The organism is Caballeronia mineralivorans PML1(12) (genome assembly GCF_001028175.1).
In the GTDB taxonomy this organism is placed as follows: Bacteria; Pseudomonadota; Gammaproteobacteria; order Burkholderiales; family Burkholderiaceae; genus Caballeronia; species Caballeronia mineralivorans.
The window spans coordinates 35,672-53,899 of sequence record NZ_AEJF01000185.1 but is presented as its reverse complement, the minus strand read 5'-3'; the positions used below and the strand labels follow the sequence as shown (position 1 = coordinate 53,899).

Genomic DNA, 18,228 nt, shown 5'->3' with positions numbered 1-18,228 from the left:
GCAGCGCCCGAGCGCGTATCCACCGTTCATGAAGTCACTCGCACAAGCCGTCCGGATCGGTTTATTCATACTCACTGCAGCATCGTCCACGCACGCTTCAGCCTACGCGCTGGATTCCCAACTCGACTGCAAATCGACAGCGCACGCGTTCATCGCGCCGCTTCAGGAAAGCCACGCCATAGAAACCACGCCGATGCGCGTGGAATCCAACTCCATCAACGCGTTCAAGCCAACGCACGGAAGTCACCTCACGGCGTTCGATTTCGGCGTGTTCGCGGTAGTTGGGTATCAGAAGGACGACGCGATTTTCAAGCAAGGCAGCGGCGAACCGATCGCCGATTCGGCCTACGGCGCCGTCGTGATCGGCGGGGAAGACTCCGTCAAGGAAAAAGTCCGGGCAGCCGGCAGCGACGCTGTGATCCATCACGTCGCGCCCTTCATCACCGCGATTTTCTGCAACCGCGATTGACCGCGTCACCAGGCAAAAGGCGGCGCCGACATCGGCTGGCACGGCTTTTTGCCGACAGCAAACGATTGCGGCAGATCAGCGCAGCATCGTCGCGATCGAACCGAGCAGGCGATCGATGTCGCACGTAGTTAGCGCGCCCATCGTCGAGATGCGGAACAACTCGTTCGACAGTCCGCCCTGTCCCGCGTAGATCACGAAACCCTCTGTTTTCAAGCTGTCGTGCAGAACCGGATAAGTCATTCCCGCCGGCAGCCGGTATGCCCGCAACACGACGGACGACTCACCCGCGGGCAACGCGCCTTCAATACCCAACGCAGCCAGTCCCGCACGCGCTTGCTCAGCCAGCGCCGCGTAGCGAGCGTGACGCGCCGGCAAACCGCCCTCCTCCTCGAACTCGCGCAACGCTTCAACCAGCGCGTAATACGCATGCACGGACGGTGTGAACGGCGTGTTGCGCTCGTCCTGCAGCTTCGCGAGGCGCGTGATGCCGAGGTAATACGTCCGGCTCGCGGCGTGCTTCAGCGCATCGCGTTTTGCAATCACGAACGCCGCGCCCGGCACGCCGTGCAGGCATTTATTCGCCGTCGCCGCGACCGCAGTAATCCCGCCGCCATCGAAGTCGATATGCTCGGCGCCGAAACTGCTCACGCCATCGAGCAACAAGCCGATGCCACGCGCTTTACAGGCCGCGCTAAGCCGGTCGATCTCATTCAAACGGCCCGTTGTCGTCTCATGATGAATGATCGCGACATTCGTAAAGCCGTCGAGTTTGCGGATGATTGCGTCGGTATCCGGCGCTTCCATCCACGCATACTTCACGACCTCATGATCGATCCGGTACTGCCGTGCAATCTGCGCGATCCGTTCGCCATACACGCCGTTTTCGACGATCAGCAGGCGCCCGCCTTCCGGCACCATGCCCGCGACCATGCTTTCGACGGCGGCCGTGCCCGTACCGGTCATCAACACGGCCGTCCAGACGGCGGGATCGAGCGCATAAGCTGCAAGCAAGCGCGAACGCGCTTCGTCCTGCAGATCGAAGAACTCCGGCTCGCGATGGCACAAGTCGGTTTGCAGCAGGCTATTTCGCACGCGTTCGGTCAGCGTGACGGGGCCGGGATTCAGCAGAAGCATGGTGTCTAGCGTCCGATGTGGGTTTGCAACCGGCGACGCACGTCTTCCGGCGTGATCGACGGGCGTGGCAAGTCGGTGGGCGTGCCTGTGTTGATCGATAGCCGGGCGAAACGCACGCCGTCGATATCCTTCGCTTCGAACAACCGGTCGATGACGGAGAGATCGTCGCCGTCGAGCGCCAACGCGTACCCGCACGCCGAAGCGATGCGCGCAAACTCGACGCCTTGCGACACGGTCGCCTGAGCGCCGGTCGACTCGTGCGCGCCGTTGTCCAGCAGCAAGTGAGTGAGGTTGGACGGCCCGTAAGCGCCGAGCGTGGCGAACACGCCCATGCGCATCAACGCGGCGCCGTCGCCGTCGAGCGCGACCACCAACAGGTCCGGCCGCGACAACGCGAGGCCGAGCGCCATGGGCGTGGCGCATCCCATCGATCCGACCAGATAGACCTGGTTCTCGCGGTCATCGATAGCGTAAAGTTCCCGCCCGCAAAATCCCGTCGATGCCAGCACGACCGTCGATTCTTTCGGTGTTAGTTCGACTACGCGCTGCAAAGCGGTATGACGCGACACGCGTTCGCCAGGAAAAGACACGACTTCAGCGCGCTCGTTCGAAGCCCGCTGACGCACACCGCTCAAGCCCTTCTTGCTCAGCTTGTACGCCGCGACGCTGCCCTTCTGCATCACAAGCGCGTACGGCCGTCCCGTGCTGTCCATATGCGCGGTCGCCCGATCGAGCGCGGGACCGATCGCGTCGGCTTGCGTGGGGAACAACTCCCACGGAATTTCCATCGTGTCGAGCATGGCCGGTGTCACCGGTCCCATCAGCGCGTGCTGCGGTTCATCGGCGACGCCCGGCTGACCGCGCCACGTGACGATCAGCAATTGCGGCAGCCTGAACGTCCACGTCAGCGACGTCAGCGGACTCACCGCGTTGCCGAGCCCGGAGTTCTGCATCATCGAGATACCGCGACGCGCCTTATGCACACCTGACGCGCCGAGTGCCACGCCCGCGATCAGCGCGACCGCATCGCCTTCATTGGCCGCCGATACATAGTTCAGCGACTCGTCCTGCAACACGTAGTTGATGAACGGCGTCAGGTACGAGCACGGCACGCCCGCGTACCAGTCGAAACCCCGCTCGCGCGCGGCTTCAACGAATTGTGCAGCTTCGATCACGCGCCTGCCTCCGCGGACGCCGAACCATTCGATCCGTACGGCGCTTGTCCGTGGGCGAAATCACCGGCTTGACGCAACTCGTCGAGGTCGTTCACGCCGCGCCAGTGGCCATGCACGTAGTGCACTTCAATACGTTCGCCCTCGTCGATCAACGCATTGAGCAGCGCGGCCATGTCGAGCTTGGCGAAGTCATGGCGTTGCTGCAGTTGTTCGAGCGTGGCGACAAGACGTTGACGGCCCGCGCCGCGCACGTTCAGCAGGCCCATCCAGCGACCTTGCGGCGAGTTGAGATTCGCCGGACCCGTCGAGCTCGTCACGCTTTCGAGCCAGACCTTCTGCCCGAACAACGCGCGATCGTCCGCGGTGGAGCAATACGCAAAGTCCGTTGATGCCACGCCGGCTCCCGGCGTCTGCGATGAATCCACTACCACGCAGAAGTCGCTGTGCGACTCCACCAGATCGCGAAGAATGTAGCTGCGGAACAAAAGATCGCCGTAGGAGATCACGGTATCCGCGGTGAACGATTTCGCCGCACATGCCAGCGACGCGAGTTCACCCGTGTGCTCGTGCGTTTCATTCACGACAAGCCGGATACCCGATGTATCGATGGCATCCGCACGATAACCTCCGACCACCGTGATGTCGTTGATGCCTTCCTTCTTGAAGGCTTCGACCAGACGGCGCAACAGCGGTTTTCCCGCGATCGGCAGCATGACCTTGGGTTTATCGGCGGTGACGGCTTCCAGCCCCGCGCCCCGGCTTGCCGCGAGCACGACGGCATTGCGCGAAGCGGTTGCCGACGACAGATACACGCTCTCGGCGGCCGAATATTCCTCAGCGTCCTGCAGACGGAAAATTTCGTTCACGCTCGCCACGCGGTCTTCCACATTCACCAGCGTCTCGCTGCTGCGGATTTCTTTCGCGATCGCCTGCATGGTCGTGGTCGCGCCGCGCAGCAGATGGTTCGCCCAGATCACCGTGCTGATGCCGGCCTGGCGGAACACATCGGTGGGCGTGCTGTAATACTTGGTCGGCACGATCACGAGCGGACCACGCCCTGCCCATTCGCGTGCAAACGTGAGGATTTCGTCGGGCTTGGACAGCTTGCTGTGAATCAGGATCGCGTCCGCGCCGGCTTGCCGATAAGCTTCCGCACGCTTCAATGCTTCTTCCATGCCCCAGCCCGCGATCAATGCTTCCACGCGTGCGACGATGGAGAAATTCGGATCACTTTGCGAGTCCTTGCCGGCCTTGATCTTGCCGCAGAACTCGTCCATCTCGGCGAGCGGCTGGCGCTCACCGTTAAGAAAACTATTGGTCTTCGGAAACTGCTTGTCTTCAATACATACGCCGGCAATGCCGCGCTGCTCCAGCTTCTTCACTAGCCGGCGGACGTTGTTGAAGTTGCCGTAGCCGGTGTCGCCGTCCAGCAGAATCGGCAGGTCGCTCGCGTCCGCCATGAACTCGAGCATGTCGACCACTTGCGTCCAGCTCGCTTCGTTGTTGTCGCGTACGCCGAACTGCGCCGAGATCGTGAGTCCCGAACCCCAGATCGCCTTGAAACCAGCCTCTTTCACAATGCGCGCGGACAAGCCGTTATGCGCTTCCATCAGGAATTCGAGCTGATTGCTCTGCAGCATCTCGCGCAGACGAAGCGTGCGCGAAAAGCCGACGGGTATTTGATGCGGTGCGTTCATCGTAGTGCTCCTGCTAGCTGACGCAGTTGCGGCAAGACTTCGTCGGCCGCGCGTTTAACGTCGTTCTGAAAATCGATTTCTATCCACGGCGCGCCGGTTACGTCGGCCACGTCGAATACCTGGCTGCGCTCCAGCAGCAAATCGCGCACAGCCTCTTCATGCGGTAAGTTCGCGCGACCCGTCGCGACATAACCCGCGACGAGTTCGGCCAGGCGCCGCGCAGCAGTTTCGTCGAAGCGGAAAAATCCCACCGACTCGCCGATGGTGTCGAACTTCAGATCCGCCAGCACTTGCTTGCGCAATTCCACCGGCACGCCGTTCGCCACGCAGAGCTTCACGGGTTCATCGCCGGTTTCGAAATCGCGGTCGATCAAGAGACGGTTCACCGGTCCCACGCCCGCCACGAGCGGTTCGAGAATGCGTTCGTCGTAGAGCACGTCGGCGTCCATCAGCAGCACGTCGCCGCCGCGGGTCAGCGCTTCTGCCGCCGTGTGCACGGACAGCACGCTGCCGAGCGAAAACTCGCGGTTCACGACCACTGCGGTACGCGGTTTCCAGTCAATCGCGGCAAGCTCCGCTTCCACCTGTTCATGCTTGAAGCCGAGCACAAAGACGATTTCACTAACGCCCGCCGACTTCAGCAGTTGCAGATGGCGTTCGAGCAGCGACGACTCGCCAAAACGCAGCAGGCACTTCGGCTTTTGCAGCCCTTCGGGCTGAACGAGACGCAGTCCCATCCCCGCTGCAAGAATAATTGCGCGCATGTTGATCCTATCGGTGATGCTTTATTCGATTTCCGGCACGCGCGCGAGACGACGGCGCTGCCAGCCCTTTTCAGCGAAATGCAGATAAACGATGCCCGGCAGGCCGAGCAGCAATTCCCGCGCGCGCTTGGCCAGCGAGAGGGCGAGCGCGGCTTCCGGCGGCAAACCAATGAGGCGCGCGAGCAGCAGATAACCGCCCTCCTGCACGCCGAGTGAACCGGGAATGGCGAACGCCGCGCCGCGGATTGCCTGGCCGAGACTCTCCAGCATCAGCGCTTCGGTCCAGCCGACGGGCGAGCCGAGAAAGCGCAGCGCAAGCCACACCTCGCCGGTGCCGACGATCCAGCCCAGCAGACTCAACGCGAAACTCGCCGCGACGGGGCCGGGCTTTTCGTAAAGTTCGAGCACGGCGGCATCGACGGCTTGCGCGCGCGACACCAGCGACGACCAATCACGCTTCTTCGAAAAACGCGCGGCAAATTGTGAGGCGAAGCGCGTCGCGCGGCCGAACAAACCCTTGCGCTGCGCGAAGAAAAAACCGAGAACCATGAGGGAACACACCACGATCACGATCAGCACCGGCAGCAACATGCCCACGCCTGACGCATAGCTGCTCAGCAACGCGAGCCCGATCATGGCGAAGACCATTTGTCCGACGGATTGCATCGTCGTGCTGACGGTGATGACCGCTGCGGCGTCGCGGGCGCGCATGCCGCGCTGCGCGAGATAACGCACCATCAGCATCGGACCGCCGATCTGTCCGGCCGGCATCAGGCTATTCACCGATTCACCGGTCCAGCGCGCGAGCAGCGCGTCGCGGAAAGTCACATCGCGTTGGTTGCGGGGAAACAGCGCTTCGATAGCCAGCGCATCAATCACGACCGGCAGCAGGTGGAACGCCGCCACCGCGAGCAGACCCCAGCCCGCGGCTGCGAGCGCCGCCGCGACGGAACCAAAGCCCTGCCAGCCAAGCAGCGCGATGAACAACACCACGCCGAGCGACAGAAGGACTGTTCCCGCCCGGCTCATGCTGCGCCGTTCTTCCCGCCCTTGCGGCGGAAAACCTGACCGAAGCCAAAGTACGCGATCGAGTCCTTCATGTTCGAGATGAAACGCTGCCACGGCCGCATGTTCGGATTGGTGACATATTCAAACGTCAGCGACACGCGGAATTCTCCCGCGCGAGCAGGCGTGATGCGATGGCGCAGCTTGTCGCCATCGAAGAAAACGAGGCCGCCGGGGGGAATCTGTACCGAGCCCGGTTGATCGGGGATCTCGGGCGTACGCGTGTGCAGCTCGTAGTCGAGACGGCACGACGAGTCGTCCATCACACCGAGTAGCAGCGTGTAACGGCGGCCTTCGTAGTACGACGTATCGTAGTGCCAGCCGATGTGGTCACCCGCCTTCGTGTAGAAATACAGCGCATACGCGTGCGGATCGTCAGCGGGCGACACCTGCAGCGTGTCGCCGCTGATTTTCTCCAGCCAACTGATCAACGCCGGCGACCGGTACAACTCGGCGATAAACGGCGCGAGTTCGTCGATCGCGTGACGGCTCACGCTGCCGCCCTGCTTGTGTCCCGGCAAATAGTTGCGGTTGATGGCCGGCGTAACGGCATGGACTGCCGCGACCAGCTTCTCGGTGAACTCGCGCGGCAGGAAGTCGTCGAGATACAGGAACGCGCCCTGGTTATCGAACGTCTCGTGCAGCTTCGCCGTATGGTGCTGAGGGGACAAGCGCTGAAGATGCGCGACCAGCGTTTCGTCGAGGGCCTGATGGCCCTTGGGCTCAACTGGCTTTTCGCCGAGCGAACGTGCGAACACGGAATCGACAGATGAATTCATTGGACAGCCTGCAAGTCTTGCCCGTCGGTATCCTTGCTGCGCACCATGGCCTGGGTAGAACGTCGAAGCGCGCGCTGATAATCCACGACGACCCAGACCGCGAACAACGGAGCGCCGATAGAAGCGGCCACCAGAAACGGCGTCATGCCGTTGAGCAGCGTCACCACCGGCAGCAGATACAACACGTCTTCGGTTTCGAAACCCGCCATGGATGCCTGCTTCGTGCCGCTCTTGCCCGCCATCGATTCGATCCGCATCCGGAGAAAGAAGATCAGCGCGACGGCAACGCCCGCGATACCACCCAGCCATTCGGCCCGCACGATCATGGCCGGGTGGTGCACGCTCACATAAAACCCGAGGCCCACGAACAGCAGCACGGTCACCAGGGAATCGCACGCAAGGTCGTAAAAATGACCGATTTTGCTCGACATCCCGCTGATCCGTGCGAGTTCACCGTCGGTGTGATCGACGAAATTGGAGAGCGCAATCAACACGGCACCCACACTACACGCCCAGAAGCTGCCGACCGACAGGTAATACGCACCGGCGATGCCGATCAGCAAACGTAAAGTGGTTAGGTGATTCGGTGTAACCGGGGTGCCGATAAGCGGTGTAACAATCCGCCGGGCGAGCCGTGCGTCCCAGGTCGGGGGCTCGGCAAGGGCATGTGGTTGGGCGTTGCAGGGTGTGGTCATTTGCGGAATATATCTCGTTTCGAATTTAATTGCATACGAGGGCGCTTCGCCACAAGCCTGTAACAAAGTCAGTGTTGAGCTCGGAATTCGGAATAATCGCGGGCGCCAACAGGCCATGGCGCCCGGCTCGAACAGCCGGTCGCCATGACGGTAAATTTTTCTGGAATTGGCAGCAGAGTCCGGACTCGGGCGCCGGCTTGCCGGGCTACTGCACAGGCACGGGCGCAGGAGCGGGAACGGGCGCCGGGGCGGTCGCCTTCCCGTTCGTCCCCACCGCAACCGGGGCTTCATTACTCGCACCGCCATTTTTATCGAGCGGGATCTTCACTGTGCGCACCGTCCCGTTGTCCAGCGGGAAATCCGCGAGCGCGCTGCGGATCAGGTAAGGCATGGCCCGGACCAGCGACGATTCGCCGCCTGAATTGCTTGCGCTCACTTTGTACACTTCGCGCCCGCTGTCACGTTCGGTCATGCGGATCTGCAGCGAGTGGACGAAGATCGGATAACTTTGGTCCACGTAACCCGCTGGCCCCATGTCCCACCCGCCCCACGGTCCGTAACCACCCCAGCCGTATGGCCGGCCGTACCAGCCGCCGTACATCGGCCACGGATCGTAATAGACGGGTTGCCGCACCGTCACCATGTCGCCGCGAATGGAATACGACAATTCCACGCGATAGTGCGCGCTGGCATCGGGAACCTGCTTGAACGAATGGGTGGCAAGCTCGTTGGCGGCGAGTGCTTCATACGTTTTCTGTTCGATGCTGTTTTGCTGCTGCGCCGAACGGGCGAACGCGTAGGTCCGCGTAGCGTCGCTCCCGGACCAGTCCGAGAACGCTGCCACCTGCGTCTGAACATAGGTCGTACAGCCTCCCAGCAACGCTAACCCCGCTACCAGGGTCACGCGTACCGCACGCTTCCACTCCCCGTACAACCGTCCGAACGTCATGGCCGACCTCATTGTCTTGTTGATTTCTTGTAGCGGTGTTGTTCGCAAACAGTAACCGTGAAGTGTCGCATGCACCGCACGGAGATTAGCTGATTCCACCTGTTTAAAGACCCTCGCCGGCACGTGAAGTTCGGGAGATAGGCCATCCGGACAACCCCGAATCGAGCACACGATTCCGCGCGCCTTTGTACAATGATCCGACACAAGGCCGCCTGGAAAGCAAAGGCACCCGCTCAACTCAATCAGATCCGCCATGTCCAATTCGACCACACCTGCCGTAATCCGCCGCGCCGACTACACGCCGCCCGCTTTCCTGATCGATACCGTCGCGCTCGAATTCAACCTCGTCCCGGAGCGGACCGTGGTGCGCAATACCATGCGCCTGCGCCGCAACCCGGACGCCGCGCCCACGGCCACTCTGGAGCTGATGGGCGAGCAGATGGAATTCATCAGCGCAACACTCGACGGCCGTCCGCATGCAGACGTTCACGTCAATGAGAACGGTTTGTCGGTGAGCAATATTCCGGACGCGTTTGAATTAACTATTGAAAGTGCATGCAAGCCGGCCGAGAACACCACGTTGTCGGGCCTGTATGTATCTGGCGGCAACTTCTTTACCCAGTGCGAGGCCGAAGGTTTTCGCCGCATCACGTATTTCCTCGACCGCCCCGACGTCATGGCTACGTATACGGTGACCCTGCGGGCGGACAAAACGGCGTACCCGGTGCTGTTGTCGAACGGCAATCTGATCGAAGAAGGCGATCTCGGCGACGGCCGGCATTTCGCGCGCTGGGAAGACCCGTTCAAAAAGCCGAGCTATTTGTTTGCGCTGGTCGCGGGCAAGCTGGTCAAGCTCGAGCAGCGTATGAAAACTGGTTCGGGCAAGGAAAAGCTGCTGCAGGTGTGGGTCGAACCGCACGATCTCGACAAGACGCAACACGCCATGGATTCGCTGGTTCATTCCATCGAATGGGACGAACGCCGCTTTGGGCTCGAGCTCGACCTGGATCGTTTCATGATTGTCGCGGTGAGCGACTTCAACATGGGCGCGATGGAAAACAAAGGCTTGAACATCTTCAATACGAAGTACGTGCTCGCGAATCCCGAAACGGCGACCGATGTGGATTTCAGCAACATCGAAGCCGTGGTTGGCCATGAATATTTCCACAACTGGACGGGTAACCGCGTGACCTGCCGCGACTGGTTCCAGTTGAGCCTGAAGGAAGGCCTGACCGTGTTCCGCGACCAGGAATTTTCCGCCGACATGGCTGCCGGACTCGAACCGGGCGCAGCCAGCGACGCCGCGCGTGCGACCAAACGGATTGACGACGTGCGTGTGCTGCGCCAGATGCAGTTCGCTGAAGACGCGGGTCCGATGGCGCATCCGGTGCGCCCGGAAAGCTACGTGGAGATCAACAATTTCTACACGATGACCGTCTACGAAAAGGGCTCGGAAGTCGTGCGCATGTATCAGACGCTGCTCGGTCGCGACGGTTTCCGGCGTGGCATGGATCTGTATTTTCAGCGTCACGACGGCCAGGCCGTGACCTGCGACGACTTCCGTCACGCGATGGCGGACGCCAACGGCCGCGATCTGGCGCAGTTCGAGCGCTGGTACAGCCAGGCTGGCACGCCCCGCATAACGGTGCGCGCACGTTACGACGCGGCCACGAAGCGCTATGTGCTCACGCTCACGCAAGGTTACGCTGAAGCATCCGAGGCTGCGCGCGCAACGCAAAAGGGTCCGCTGCTGATTCCGTTCTCGCTCGGTTTGATCGGCAAGAACGGCGCCGACCTGCCGTTGAAACTCGACGGTGAAAAAGAGCCGCAAGGCACGACGCGTGTGCTGGAATTCACGGAACAGGAGCAAACCTTCACGTTCACCGATGTCGCCGAAGAGCCGTTGCCTTCGTTGCTGCGCAATTTCTCGGCGCCGGTGGTGGTCGATTACGACTACACCAACGAACAACTGGCGTTCCTGCTTGCTCATGACAGCGACCCGTTCAATCGATGGGAAGCCGGCCAGCGCCTCGCCACGCGTGAGCTGCTTGCATTGGCGGATCGGGCATCCAAGGGGGAGGAATTGACGCTCGACGATCAAGTCGTTTCCGCATTTGCCCAGGTACTCGACAACACCACGCTCACGCCGGCATTTCAGGAATTGGCGCTGATGTTGCCGTCGGAGGGATATCTTGCGGAGCAGATGGCTGTGTCGGATCCGGCTGCCGTTCACGCGGCGCGCGTGTTTGTCAGCCGCCGGCTCGCCACGGGACTGCACGACCGGTGGCTCGCCGTGTACGAGGCGAACCGCACGCCGGGCGAATATCGCGCGACGCCGGATGACGCCGGCAAACGTGGTCTGAAGAATCTCGCCCTCGCCTACCTGAGCCAGCTCGACGACCCCACGCGAGCCATCGAACTCGCGAGCGCCCAGTACGACGCCGCGAACAACATGACGGACCGGTCGGCGGCATTGTCCGCGCTCCTGACGGCGGGTGCGTCAGGTTCTGTCGATACCACCGTCGCCGATGCCGCGCTCAGCGATTTCTACCAGCGCTTCGAGAGCGAGCCGCTTGTCATCGACAAGTGGTTCGCGCTGCAAGCCACACAACGCGGCGGCCCGAAACGCAACGTGCTCGAGATTGTGCGCAAGTTGATGCAGCATCCGGCGTTCACGCTGAAAAACCCGAATCGCGCCCGCTCGCTGATTTTCAGCTTCTGCGGTGCGAATCCGGCGCAATTCCACGCCGCCGACGGTTCCGGTTACGCGTTCTGGGCTGAACAGGTCGTTGCGCTCGACGCCATGAACCCACAGGTCGCTGCGCGCCTTGCGCGTACGCTCGAGCAATGGCGCCGGTACACACCGGCCTTGCGCGAGCAGGCGCATGCGGCGCTCGAAGAGGTGGCATCGAAGGTGAAATCCCGTGACGTACGCGAGATCGTAGAGAAAGCGCTGGGCTGAGCGTCTCGTCGTTCATCCCGGCTCATCGGCAACCGGCGCTTCGGCGCCGGTTTTTTTATGCGCAGACGTTAAGGAAACCGGCAGCACGAGGCGTGCGCATTCCTGTGACATCGAGAGACACATTCCGAGCGGGTAGAATCTGAGGCATTCGTCTAACGCTCCCGGAGCCCAACGCAATGTCGACCCCATCATCTATTTCCCGCCGCACGACGCTCACCAAGTATCTGATCGAGCAGCAGCGGGAACATCAAAACCTTCCCGCCGACCTGCGACTGTTGATTGAAGTGATCGCACGTGCATGCAAGCAGATCGGCTATCAGGTGAGCAAGGGCGCGTTGGGCGAAGCGCTGGGCACCGCCGGCAGCGAAAACGTCCAGGGCGAAGTGCAGAAGAAACTCGACATCCTGTCGAACGAAATCCTGCTCGAAGCCAACGAATGGGGCGGCAACCTGGCCGCAATGGCATCGGAGGAAATGGAGAAGATTTTCCCGATCCCGAACCGCTATCCGAAGGGCAACTACCTGCTCACGTTCGATCCGCTCGACGGCTCGTCGAACATCGACGTGAACGTGTCCATCGGCACCATCTTTTCAGTGTTGCGATGCCCGGACGGCATGGAGCCGAGCGAACAGGCGTTCATGCAACCCGGTTCGGCTCAAGTGGCGGCCGGCTATGCCGTCTACGGTCCGCAAACCGTGTTCGTGTTGACCACCGGCTACGGCGTGAACTGCTTCACGCTCGACCGCGAGCTCGGATCGTGGGTGCTCACGCAGAGCAACATGCAAATCCCCGCTGACACGCACGAGTACGCGATCAACGCGTCGAACAGCCGTCACTGGTACGAGCCGGTGCAAAAGTATGTGAACGAGTTGAACGAAGGCAAGGATGGTCCACGCAAGGAAGATTTCAACATGCGCTGGATCGCGTCGATGGTTGCAGACGTGCACCGTATCCTGAGCCGTGGCGGCGTGTTCATGTACCCCGCCGACAAGCGCACGCCCGATCGTCCAGGCAAGCTGCGCCTGCTTTACGAAGCGAACCCGATGGCGTTCATCGTCGAACAGGCGGGCGGCGCGGCAACCGACGGCGCGCAGCGCATCCTCGACATCGTTCCGACCAACCTGCATCAGCGTGTACCGGTGTTCCTCGGATCGAAAAACGAGGTCGAACGCGTGACGCGTTATCACGCAGAAAAGAATTGACCGTAGGGTGTTGCCAAACTCGCCGGAAGGTCCTTATAATCTCGTTTCTCTGATGCCGGAATAGCTCAGACGGTAGAGCAGCGCATTCGTAATGCGAAGGTCGGGGGTTCGATTCCTCTTTCCGGCACCAAGCTTCATTTCAAGAAACCCGCGTCGCCTCCAGGCTTCGCGGGTTTTTTACTTTTCAAGCCGCATCTCAAAAATGATCTTTAAGATCAATCGGTCAGCTCATACACTTAAAGTGAAACTTTAAGTGGGCGTAATTCATAAACTTCCCGTCGTTTCCCCGATGCTTTCTCTGCACCCAATTTGCGAACATTCATTTGTATGAATACGTGTGCTTTCAGACATTGCGAACTGTTAAATTTTTTTAAAGACAGATAAAACAGTCAACCGCAACTGAATCGTGCCGTTATCACTATTGAGGGGACTCGTTTTTAAGCAACGACCCGCATCTACGAACACAGAATCGGCGATGGGAGACAGCCGAACACTTTGAAGCAGTTTGCGAAATATTTGCTGCTGTGCGACAGAGCATCGGCAATAAATGGACGGCGAGTTAATCGGCAGAAAAGGTCAGCAAAGCGCTGCCGAGATGCATGAGAAATATCGTTGTTGAGCAATAAATTATCACAGCCTTAAGTCACGCTGCTGGTGTTCCGTTAAAGCAACACAGGAACGGAGAAATGTTCCAACCGCGCATTCGGCGCTAGCGCGAAGCCAGAGTCGAGATTGATAATCGACCTATACAAGGAGAGAAAATGATGGACGCCAAGCCGACGAAAATCCCGACGCCCGACAAGGTCGAATGTCCGGATCAAGAACCGGTCGGGGTTGAATTCCTCGCAGAGCTGCCCGAATACGTCCGGGCATTTTTCGATGAACAGCGTAACCTGTGCGACCCGAAGTAATTGCTGAAACGAGCAGTACACCAACGGCGTTTGCAGATGTCCTGCAAGTCGCGGTTCCTGCACGCGTGAACGTTGCGGCATGTCTTTGCAGCAACGCTGAATCAACACGCAAGTATTAATAGCACGACCGGTCCAGGCTTATAACGCCACGCGCGTCGCGCGTTTCACGATCGCCATCATTGCCATGAGTTAAGCTGCCGCTTTCTCGCTCGGGCTCCGGTCATCCATGCTTCGCCATTCCCTTCTGCACATTCAGCACGCTCTGCGCGCCATCGCTTCGCTGGCGGCTTGTTTCATCGTCATCATGGCTTGTTCGTCGGCGGCTCTTGCTGACGGCGACGACACGCCGCTCACCAATCTCATCGCGTTGTCCTCGCAACGGCTGGCGCTCGCCGAGCCGGTCGCGCGCTGGAAGTGGGCCCACCACGAACCGATCACCGATCAACCCCGTGAAGCCGCGCTGCTGGCAGGCATCGATAGCCGCGCGAAAGCCGTTGGCATCGATCCGGCGTTTGCGCAGCTTTTCTTCCGCGACCAGATCGAGGCGAGCAAGGACGTGCAGAACGCACTCTTCGATAACTGGCGCAAGTCACGCGGGCCCGAAGGGACCCCGCCTGACCTCGCCCGCGATACCCGGCCGAAACTCGATGGCGTGACGAACGCGCTGCTCGCCGCGCTGGCTGGCGTGGAACCACTCCGCCATGCCGACGATTGCCCCCTGCGGCTAGCCGATAGCATCGCGCGCTGGAAACATCTCACCCGCTATGATTCCGCTCAGAACGCGCCGCTCGCGCGCGCGTTGTCGCATGTGTGCGCTTCAGGTGGGGTGGGCGCTGTCGGCTAGACCGGCTCGCCGGACAAGCACGCGGTGGCCGCAAGCGGTACGACCGTCAGACCGCGCAACAAGCGTTCTCTGAGAATCCGGTACGTTGACAGCTCGAAGCGCGCCGCGGGCGCTGCCGAACGCAACTGCGCGGCTTCGTCGAGCGTCGCGGCCATGCCGAAATACTGCCAGGCATCGACGACATGCCAGACGCGCGCGCTAGTCGTGGCATCCGTTTCTTCTATCGCGATGGCGCCCGGATACGTCCAGGGCGCGTGGCTCGGGTCATCGCGACGCGCTTTGAACACCCGGTTATGCGCGGGACGCAGCCGTGCGACCGAGCGCCCTTCCGCCAGCATCGCGCCGATCTCGCCGCCGGTCGCTGTCCACTCCACCCGGCGCACGAGTTCCGCGAGCCGCAGATCCTTCGCCGAGCGTTTCACGCCCGACAGATGCGCGCGCACGCGCTGGCGCAAACGCACGCTTCGCCCGACGTACAGCGGCACGTCGTCCTCGCCATAAAACACGTAGATGCCGCAGCCGGCCGGAATCTGCTCGATCGTGTCTTCATCGATGTCACCGGCGAGCCGGAACCGGCGCGCAACCTGTTCTATATAGTCACGCAGGACATCGGCGGAAAACGCGCGGTGCAGATGCTGCCAGAATTGCCAGAGCAGATCGGCGTCGGCGAGTGCCCGATGGCGGGCGGCCGGCACAAGCGCGTGGCGTTCGATCAGCGCATCGAGTCCATGCCGGCGTTCCGCCGGATAGATGGCCCGCGACAGTTGCACGGTGCACAGCACATCGGGCTGGAACTTGATGCCGGCACGCTTGAACTCGCCGCGCAGGAAGCCGTGATCGAACCGCGCGTTGTGCGCAATGAACAACCGGCCTTCAAGACGGGCCAGCAAATCATGCGCAATGGTCTCGAACGTAGGCGCGTTGCACACCATCGAATCGCTGATACCGGTGAGTTGCTGGATAAAGAACGGAATCGGCTGTTGCGGATTGACGAGCGAACTCCACTGCGTCACGCCGGCCGGCCCAACCTCGACCACACCGATTTCGGTGATGCGATCTACGCCAAAGGCGCCGCCCGTCGTTTCGAGATCGACGAAAACCAGTGGTTCTGAACTGACGATATTGGCAACGATTGGGAGCACAGCGCTGACCGCTAAAAGAGAAATGGGCGCGATCCGCTTTGGAGATGGCGTATCGATCGAGTATTTTAGCTCACGTCCCTTCGACTACCGGCGTATCTAATAGATACGCCGCCTCGCCGACGACCATGTGCGCTGACCCACCCTCCGCCTGTAACGTAGCGATACGCTGCGAAGGGCAGCCGTCATGCGCTGCCGAGTCAGGAATGAGCGAGCGATCCATCGTAATAATGGGGAATTAAACTGGCCATGCTCGCCAAAAGGAAATATTTACTTGGGTTGTAACCATACTTATAGAATCGTAAGCGTTTACGAGCCTTGTTACCGAAAGGGGCTATTGTCATCATAAAAGATGACCGCAAGCACTTTTAAAGGAGGTCATTGCTGTGACGACCGAACTCAAAAGCATGTTTTCGTGGATCAGGACGTTGGTAGCGCCCCGAGCAGTACTCGAATCGCATTCGGCTTTGGATTTCGATCCGGCATGGCACGGCGATCACTGGCAAAACCTGCTGTGCTCACCAATGGATGCACGTCATTACGTAATGGAAGACTGGGCAATATCGAGTCCGCTGACTTTCGAGAGCGAAGGGACCGAGTCGCCGGAAGCTGCGAAAGAAGCTGAAGCCATTCCGGAGGAAGAGCTGGAAGCGGCTGACTAGGTAAACAGTGTCTGAAACGGGATCGAGCTTGCAGTCTGTTCAGGCGAAAAAAAAGCGCGACTGGGAAGTCGCGCCGACAAGGTTTGGAGATCTTTTCCGTCAACGAAAAAGTCTGCTTTGGAAAGCAGCATCTGAAGTATAACGGCCCACTATCTTGCAATCATCAACAGATCTGGCAATCATCTATTGCTGTTCCGTCAATAATCGGTTTTCAGGATTATTGACGTTGTATTTTAACGATACCGCATGTAGCAATTGCGCAACGAACCGCTGTTGACACCCTGCACCCGCCTCCGCCAATCCCCCGCAAAGCCTTACTGGTAAAGCCTTAGACGGCGTTTATTAATCATTGCCGATCGCAGAATACTTTATTGCGCAAATCGGAATGCCACCGCTGTAACACCGTCTTTACACTTCGTCTGGTCCGGAAACGACTGTGTCTTCTGTTGGCACATGAAATCACCTGACAGCGCCTCTCGCAGCGCGTCGGAGTGAAGGTTTCCTTCAAGCCTGGGTTGTCAGACCCAAATTGCTCTCGGAGTTACAAAGATGAAAAAGACTCTCATGGTCGCCGCCCTTTCGGGCGTATTTGCAACCGCCGCTCACGCTCAAAGCAGCGTGACGCTGTATGGTTTGATCGACGCTGGCCTGACGTACACAAATAATCAAGGCGGCCAACATAACTTCAAGATGACGAGCGGCTCGGTGAACGGCAGCCGTTGGGGCCTGCGCGGCGCTGAAGACCTCGGCGGTGGCCTGAAGGCAATCTTCACGTTGGAAAACGGCTTCAGCATTGCTAACGGCACGCTGGGTCAAGGTGGTCGCGAGTTCGGCCGTCAGGCATTCGTTGGTCTGTCGAGCACCCAATACGGCGCTGTGACGCTCGGTCGTCAATACGACTCCGTGGTCGACTACCTCGGCCCGTTGGCTCTGACCGGCACGCAGTACGGCGGCACGCAGTTCGCACACCCGTTCGACAACGACAACCTCGACAACTCGTTCCGTATCAACAACTCGGTCAAGTACCAGAGCGCGAACTACGCTGGCTTCAAGTTCGGCGCACAGTACGGCTTCTCGAACCAGGCTGCTGGCTTCTCGAACAACCGCGCTTACAGCGTCGGCGCATCGTATAACTACGGTCCGTTGAACGTTGCTGCAGCTTACTTGCAGTTGAACAACTCAGTAACGGGTGCAGGAGCCGCTGCGGCGCTGTCGAACAGTGGCGGCGCTGTCGCTGGCGACAACACGTTCGTAGCAGGCCTGCAGCGCACGTTCGGTGCTGGCTTGAACTACGCGTTCGGTCCGGCAACGGTTGGCTTCGTGTTCACGCAAACGAAGCTTGAAAACGCATCTGGTATCTCGGGCGGCGCAATCAGCGCGACCAACGGCGTTGGAATTGGTAACTACGCTCGCTTCAACAACTATGAGCTCAATGGCCGTTACGCACTGACCCCGGCCCTGAGCCTGGCTGGTGAGTTCACGTACACGGACGCTCGCCTTGATGGCGTGAAGCCCAAGTTCGAACAGGTCGGCCTGCAAACGGCGTACTCGCTCTCGAAGCGTACGGACGTGTACCTCCAAGGTGAATACGTTCACGCGTCCGACCTGGGCGGCACCGGCCTTGGCGCTCCGATCACCGGCGTTGGCATGTCGTCGACCCCGAATCAAGTCTCGGCAACGGTTGGTATTCGTCACCGCTTCTAAGTCTTGTTCGAAGTTGTACCGATGTGAAAAGGGCGCCGCTTGCGGCGCCTTTTTTTCGTCTTGAGTCCCTACGTTAG

At 60.2% G+C, this 18,228-nt stretch carries 16 protein-coding genes and 1 tRNA gene; 8 read left to right on the top strand and 9 right to left on the bottom strand.

Features of this window, described 5'->3' with window-relative positions; all coding sequences use genetic code 11:
* The first annotated feature begins 28 nt into the window (after positions 1 to 28).
* Complete coding sequence (locus EOS_RS31740; RefSeq protein ID WP_047896157.1) at positions 29 to 469, top strand: hypothetical protein; 441 nt, start codon at positions 29 to 31, stop codon at positions 467 to 469.
* Between the two features lie 75 nt (positions 470 to 544).
* Here the strand turns inward: EOS_RS31740 and EOS_RS31735 are convergent, their stop codons facing one another.
* The 8 genes from EOS_RS31735 to EOS_RS31700 form a co-directional block, all read right to left on the bottom strand.
* On the bottom strand, positions 545 to 1,603 hold the full coding sequence (locus EOS_RS31735) for an aminotransferase class V-fold PLP-dependent enzyme (protein ID WP_047896156.1): 1,059 nt from the start codon (positions 1,601 to 1,603) through the stop codon (positions 545 to 547).
* A gap of 5 nt (positions 1,604 to 1,608) precedes the next feature.
* A complete protein-coding gene (gene aepY, locus EOS_RS31730) occupies positions 1,609 to 2,778 on the bottom strand; it encodes a phosphonopyruvate decarboxylase (RefSeq protein WP_047896155.1) in 1,170 nt (389 codons plus the stop codon).
* The gene (aepX, locus tag EOS_RS31725; protein ID WP_047896154.1) at positions 2,775 to 4,475 is read right to left on the bottom strand and encodes a phosphoenolpyruvate mutase; all 1,701 of its coding nucleotides are present in this window, start codon (positions 4,473 to 4,475) and stop codon (positions 2,775 to 2,777) included. Before aepX ends, aepY begins: the two co-directional genes overlap by 4 nt.
* The gene (locus EOS_RS31720) at positions 4,472 to 5,239 is read right to left on the bottom strand and encodes a phosphocholine cytidylyltransferase family protein (protein WP_047896153.1); all 768 of its coding nucleotides are present in this window, start codon (positions 5,237 to 5,239) and stop codon (positions 4,472 to 4,474) included. The genes aepX and EOS_RS31720 overlap by 4 nt, the downstream gene beginning before the upstream one ends.
* A gap of 21 nt (positions 5,240 to 5,260) precedes the next feature.
* Positions 5,261 to 6,268, bottom strand: a complete 1,008-nt coding sequence (locus EOS_RS31715; protein WP_047896152.1) for a flippase-like domain-containing protein — start codon at positions 6,266 to 6,268, stop codon at positions 5,261 to 5,263.
* The gene (locus tag EOS_RS31710; RefSeq protein ID WP_167348976.1) at positions 6,265 to 7,083 is read right to left on the bottom strand and encodes a 2OG-Fe(II) oxygenase; all 819 of its coding nucleotides are present in this window, start codon (positions 7,081 to 7,083) and stop codon (positions 6,265 to 6,267) included. Before EOS_RS31710 ends, EOS_RS31715 begins: the two co-directional genes overlap by 4 nt.
* Positions 7,080 to 7,778 (bottom strand): CDP-alcohol phosphatidyltransferase family protein, encoded by a 699-nt coding sequence (locus EOS_RS31705; RefSeq protein WP_047896151.1) that lies wholly within the window; start codon positions 7,776 to 7,778, stop codon positions 7,080 to 7,082. Before EOS_RS31705 ends, EOS_RS31710 begins: the two co-directional genes overlap by 4 nt.
* A 205-nt stretch (positions 7,779 to 7,983) precedes the next feature.
* Entirely contained in the window at positions 7,984 to 8,727 is a 744-nt protein-coding gene (locus EOS_RS31700) for a DUF4136 domain-containing protein (RefSeq protein ID WP_082163581.1), read from the bottom strand.
* A 253-nt stretch (positions 8,728 to 8,980) separates the two neighbouring features.
* On the opposite strand from EOS_RS31700, the gene pepN reads away from it, so the two are divergent.
* The 5 genes from pepN to EOS_RS31675 all read left to right on the top strand — a co-directional run bounded on the left by pepN (position 8,981) and on the right by EOS_RS31675 (position 14,646).
* Positions 8,981 to 11,689, top strand: coding sequence for an aminopeptidase N (gene pepN, locus EOS_RS31695; protein WP_047896150.1), 2,709 nt, complete (start codon positions 8,981 to 8,983; stop codon positions 11,687 to 11,689).
* Between the two features lie 176 nt (positions 11,690 to 11,865).
* Positions 11,866 to 12,891, top strand: a complete 1,026-nt coding sequence (locus EOS_RS31690) for a class 1 fructose-bisphosphatase (protein ID WP_047896149.1) — start codon at positions 11,866 to 11,868, stop codon at positions 12,889 to 12,891.
* A gap of 54 nt (positions 12,892 to 12,945) precedes the next feature.
* A tRNA-Thr gene (locus EOS_RS31685) sits at positions 12,946 to 13,021 on the top strand.
* A gap of 631 nt (positions 13,022 to 13,652) precedes the next feature.
* A complete protein-coding gene (locus EOS_RS47235; protein ID WP_160312545.1) occupies positions 13,653 to 13,802 on the top strand; it encodes a hypothetical protein in 150 nt (49 codons plus the stop codon).
* 226 nt (positions 13,803 to 14,028) lie between these two features.
* Positions 14,029 to 14,646 (top strand): chorismate mutase, encoded by a 618-nt coding sequence (locus EOS_RS31675; protein ID WP_075645420.1) that lies wholly within the window; start codon positions 14,029 to 14,031, stop codon positions 14,644 to 14,646.
* Here EOS_RS31675 and EOS_RS31670 read toward each other — a convergent pair.
* Positions 14,643 to 15,788, bottom strand: a complete 1,146-nt coding sequence (locus EOS_RS31670; RefSeq protein WP_047896148.1) for a 3'-5' exonuclease family protein — start codon at positions 15,786 to 15,788, stop codon at positions 14,643 to 14,645. The two genes, EOS_RS31675 and EOS_RS31670, sit on opposite strands and share 4 nt — an antisense overlap.
* Positions 15,789 to 16,192: 404 nt before the next feature.
* Between EOS_RS31670 and EOS_RS31665 the strand changes: the two genes are divergently transcribed.
* Together EOS_RS31665 and EOS_RS31660 are read left to right on the top strand one after the other, a co-directional pair.
* On the top strand, positions 16,193 to 16,447 hold the full coding sequence (locus tag EOS_RS31665) for a hypothetical protein (RefSeq protein ID WP_047896168.1): 255 nt from the start codon (positions 16,193 to 16,195) through the stop codon (positions 16,445 to 16,447).
* Between the two features lie 549 nt (positions 16,448 to 16,996).
* The gene (locus tag EOS_RS31660) at positions 16,997 to 18,151 is read left to right on the top strand and encodes a porin (RefSeq protein ID WP_047896147.1); all 1,155 of its coding nucleotides are present in this window, start codon (positions 16,997 to 16,999) and stop codon (positions 18,149 to 18,151) included.
* Positions 18,152 to 18,228: the final 77 nt, after the last annotated feature.

Bases quoted from the DNA above. Each gene is read 5' to 3' on its own strand.
- EOS_RS31740 (WP_047896157.1), top strand. From the start codon at position 29: ATGAAGTCACTCGCACAAGCCGTCCGGATCGGTTTATTCATACTCACT.
- EOS_RS31735 (WP_047896156.1), bottom strand. From the start codon at position 1,603: ATGCTTCTGCTGAATCCCGGCCCCGTCACGCTGACCGAACGCGTGCGA.
- aepX (WP_047896154.1), bottom strand. From the start codon at position 4,475: ATGAACGCACCGCATCAAATACCCGTCGGCTTTTCGCGCACGCTTCGT.
- EOS_RS31720 (WP_047896153.1), bottom strand. From the start codon at position 5,239: ATGCGCGCAATTATTCTTGCAGCGGGGATGGGACTGCGTCTCGTTCAG.
- EOS_RS31715 (WP_047896152.1), bottom strand. From the start codon at position 6,268: ATGAGCCGGGCGGGAACAGTCCTTCTGTCGCTCGGCGTGGTGTTGTTC.
- EOS_RS31710 (WP_167348976.1), bottom strand. From the start codon at position 7,083: ATGAATTCATCTGTCGATTCCGTGTTCGCACGTTCGCTCGGCGAAAAG.
- EOS_RS31705 (WP_047896151.1), bottom strand. From the start codon at position 7,778: ATGACCACACCCTGCAACGCCCAACCACATGCCCTTGCCGAGCCCCCG.
- EOS_RS31700 (WP_082163581.1), bottom strand. From the start codon at position 8,727: ATGACGTTCGGACGGTTGTACGGGGAGTGGAAGCGTGCGGTACGCGTG.
- pepN (WP_047896150.1), top strand. From the start codon at position 8,981: ATGTCCAATTCGACCACACCTGCCGTAATCCGCCGCGCCGACTACACG.
- EOS_RS31690 (WP_047896149.1), top strand. From the start codon at position 11,866: ATGTCGACCCCATCATCTATTTCCCGCCGCACGACGCTCACCAAGTAT.
- EOS_RS47235 (WP_160312545.1), top strand. From the start codon at position 13,653: ATGATGGACGCCAAGCCGACGAAAATCCCGACGCCCGACAAGGTCGAA.
- EOS_RS31675 (WP_075645420.1), top strand. From the start codon at position 14,029: ATGCTTCGCCATTCCCTTCTGCACATTCAGCACGCTCTGCGCGCCATC.
- EOS_RS31665 (WP_047896168.1), top strand. From the start codon at position 16,193: ATGTTTTCGTGGATCAGGACGTTGGTAGCGCCCCGAGCAGTACTCGAA.
- EOS_RS31660 (WP_047896147.1), top strand. From the start codon at position 16,997: ATGAAAAAGACTCTCATGGTCGCCGCCCTTTCGGGCGTATTTGCAACC.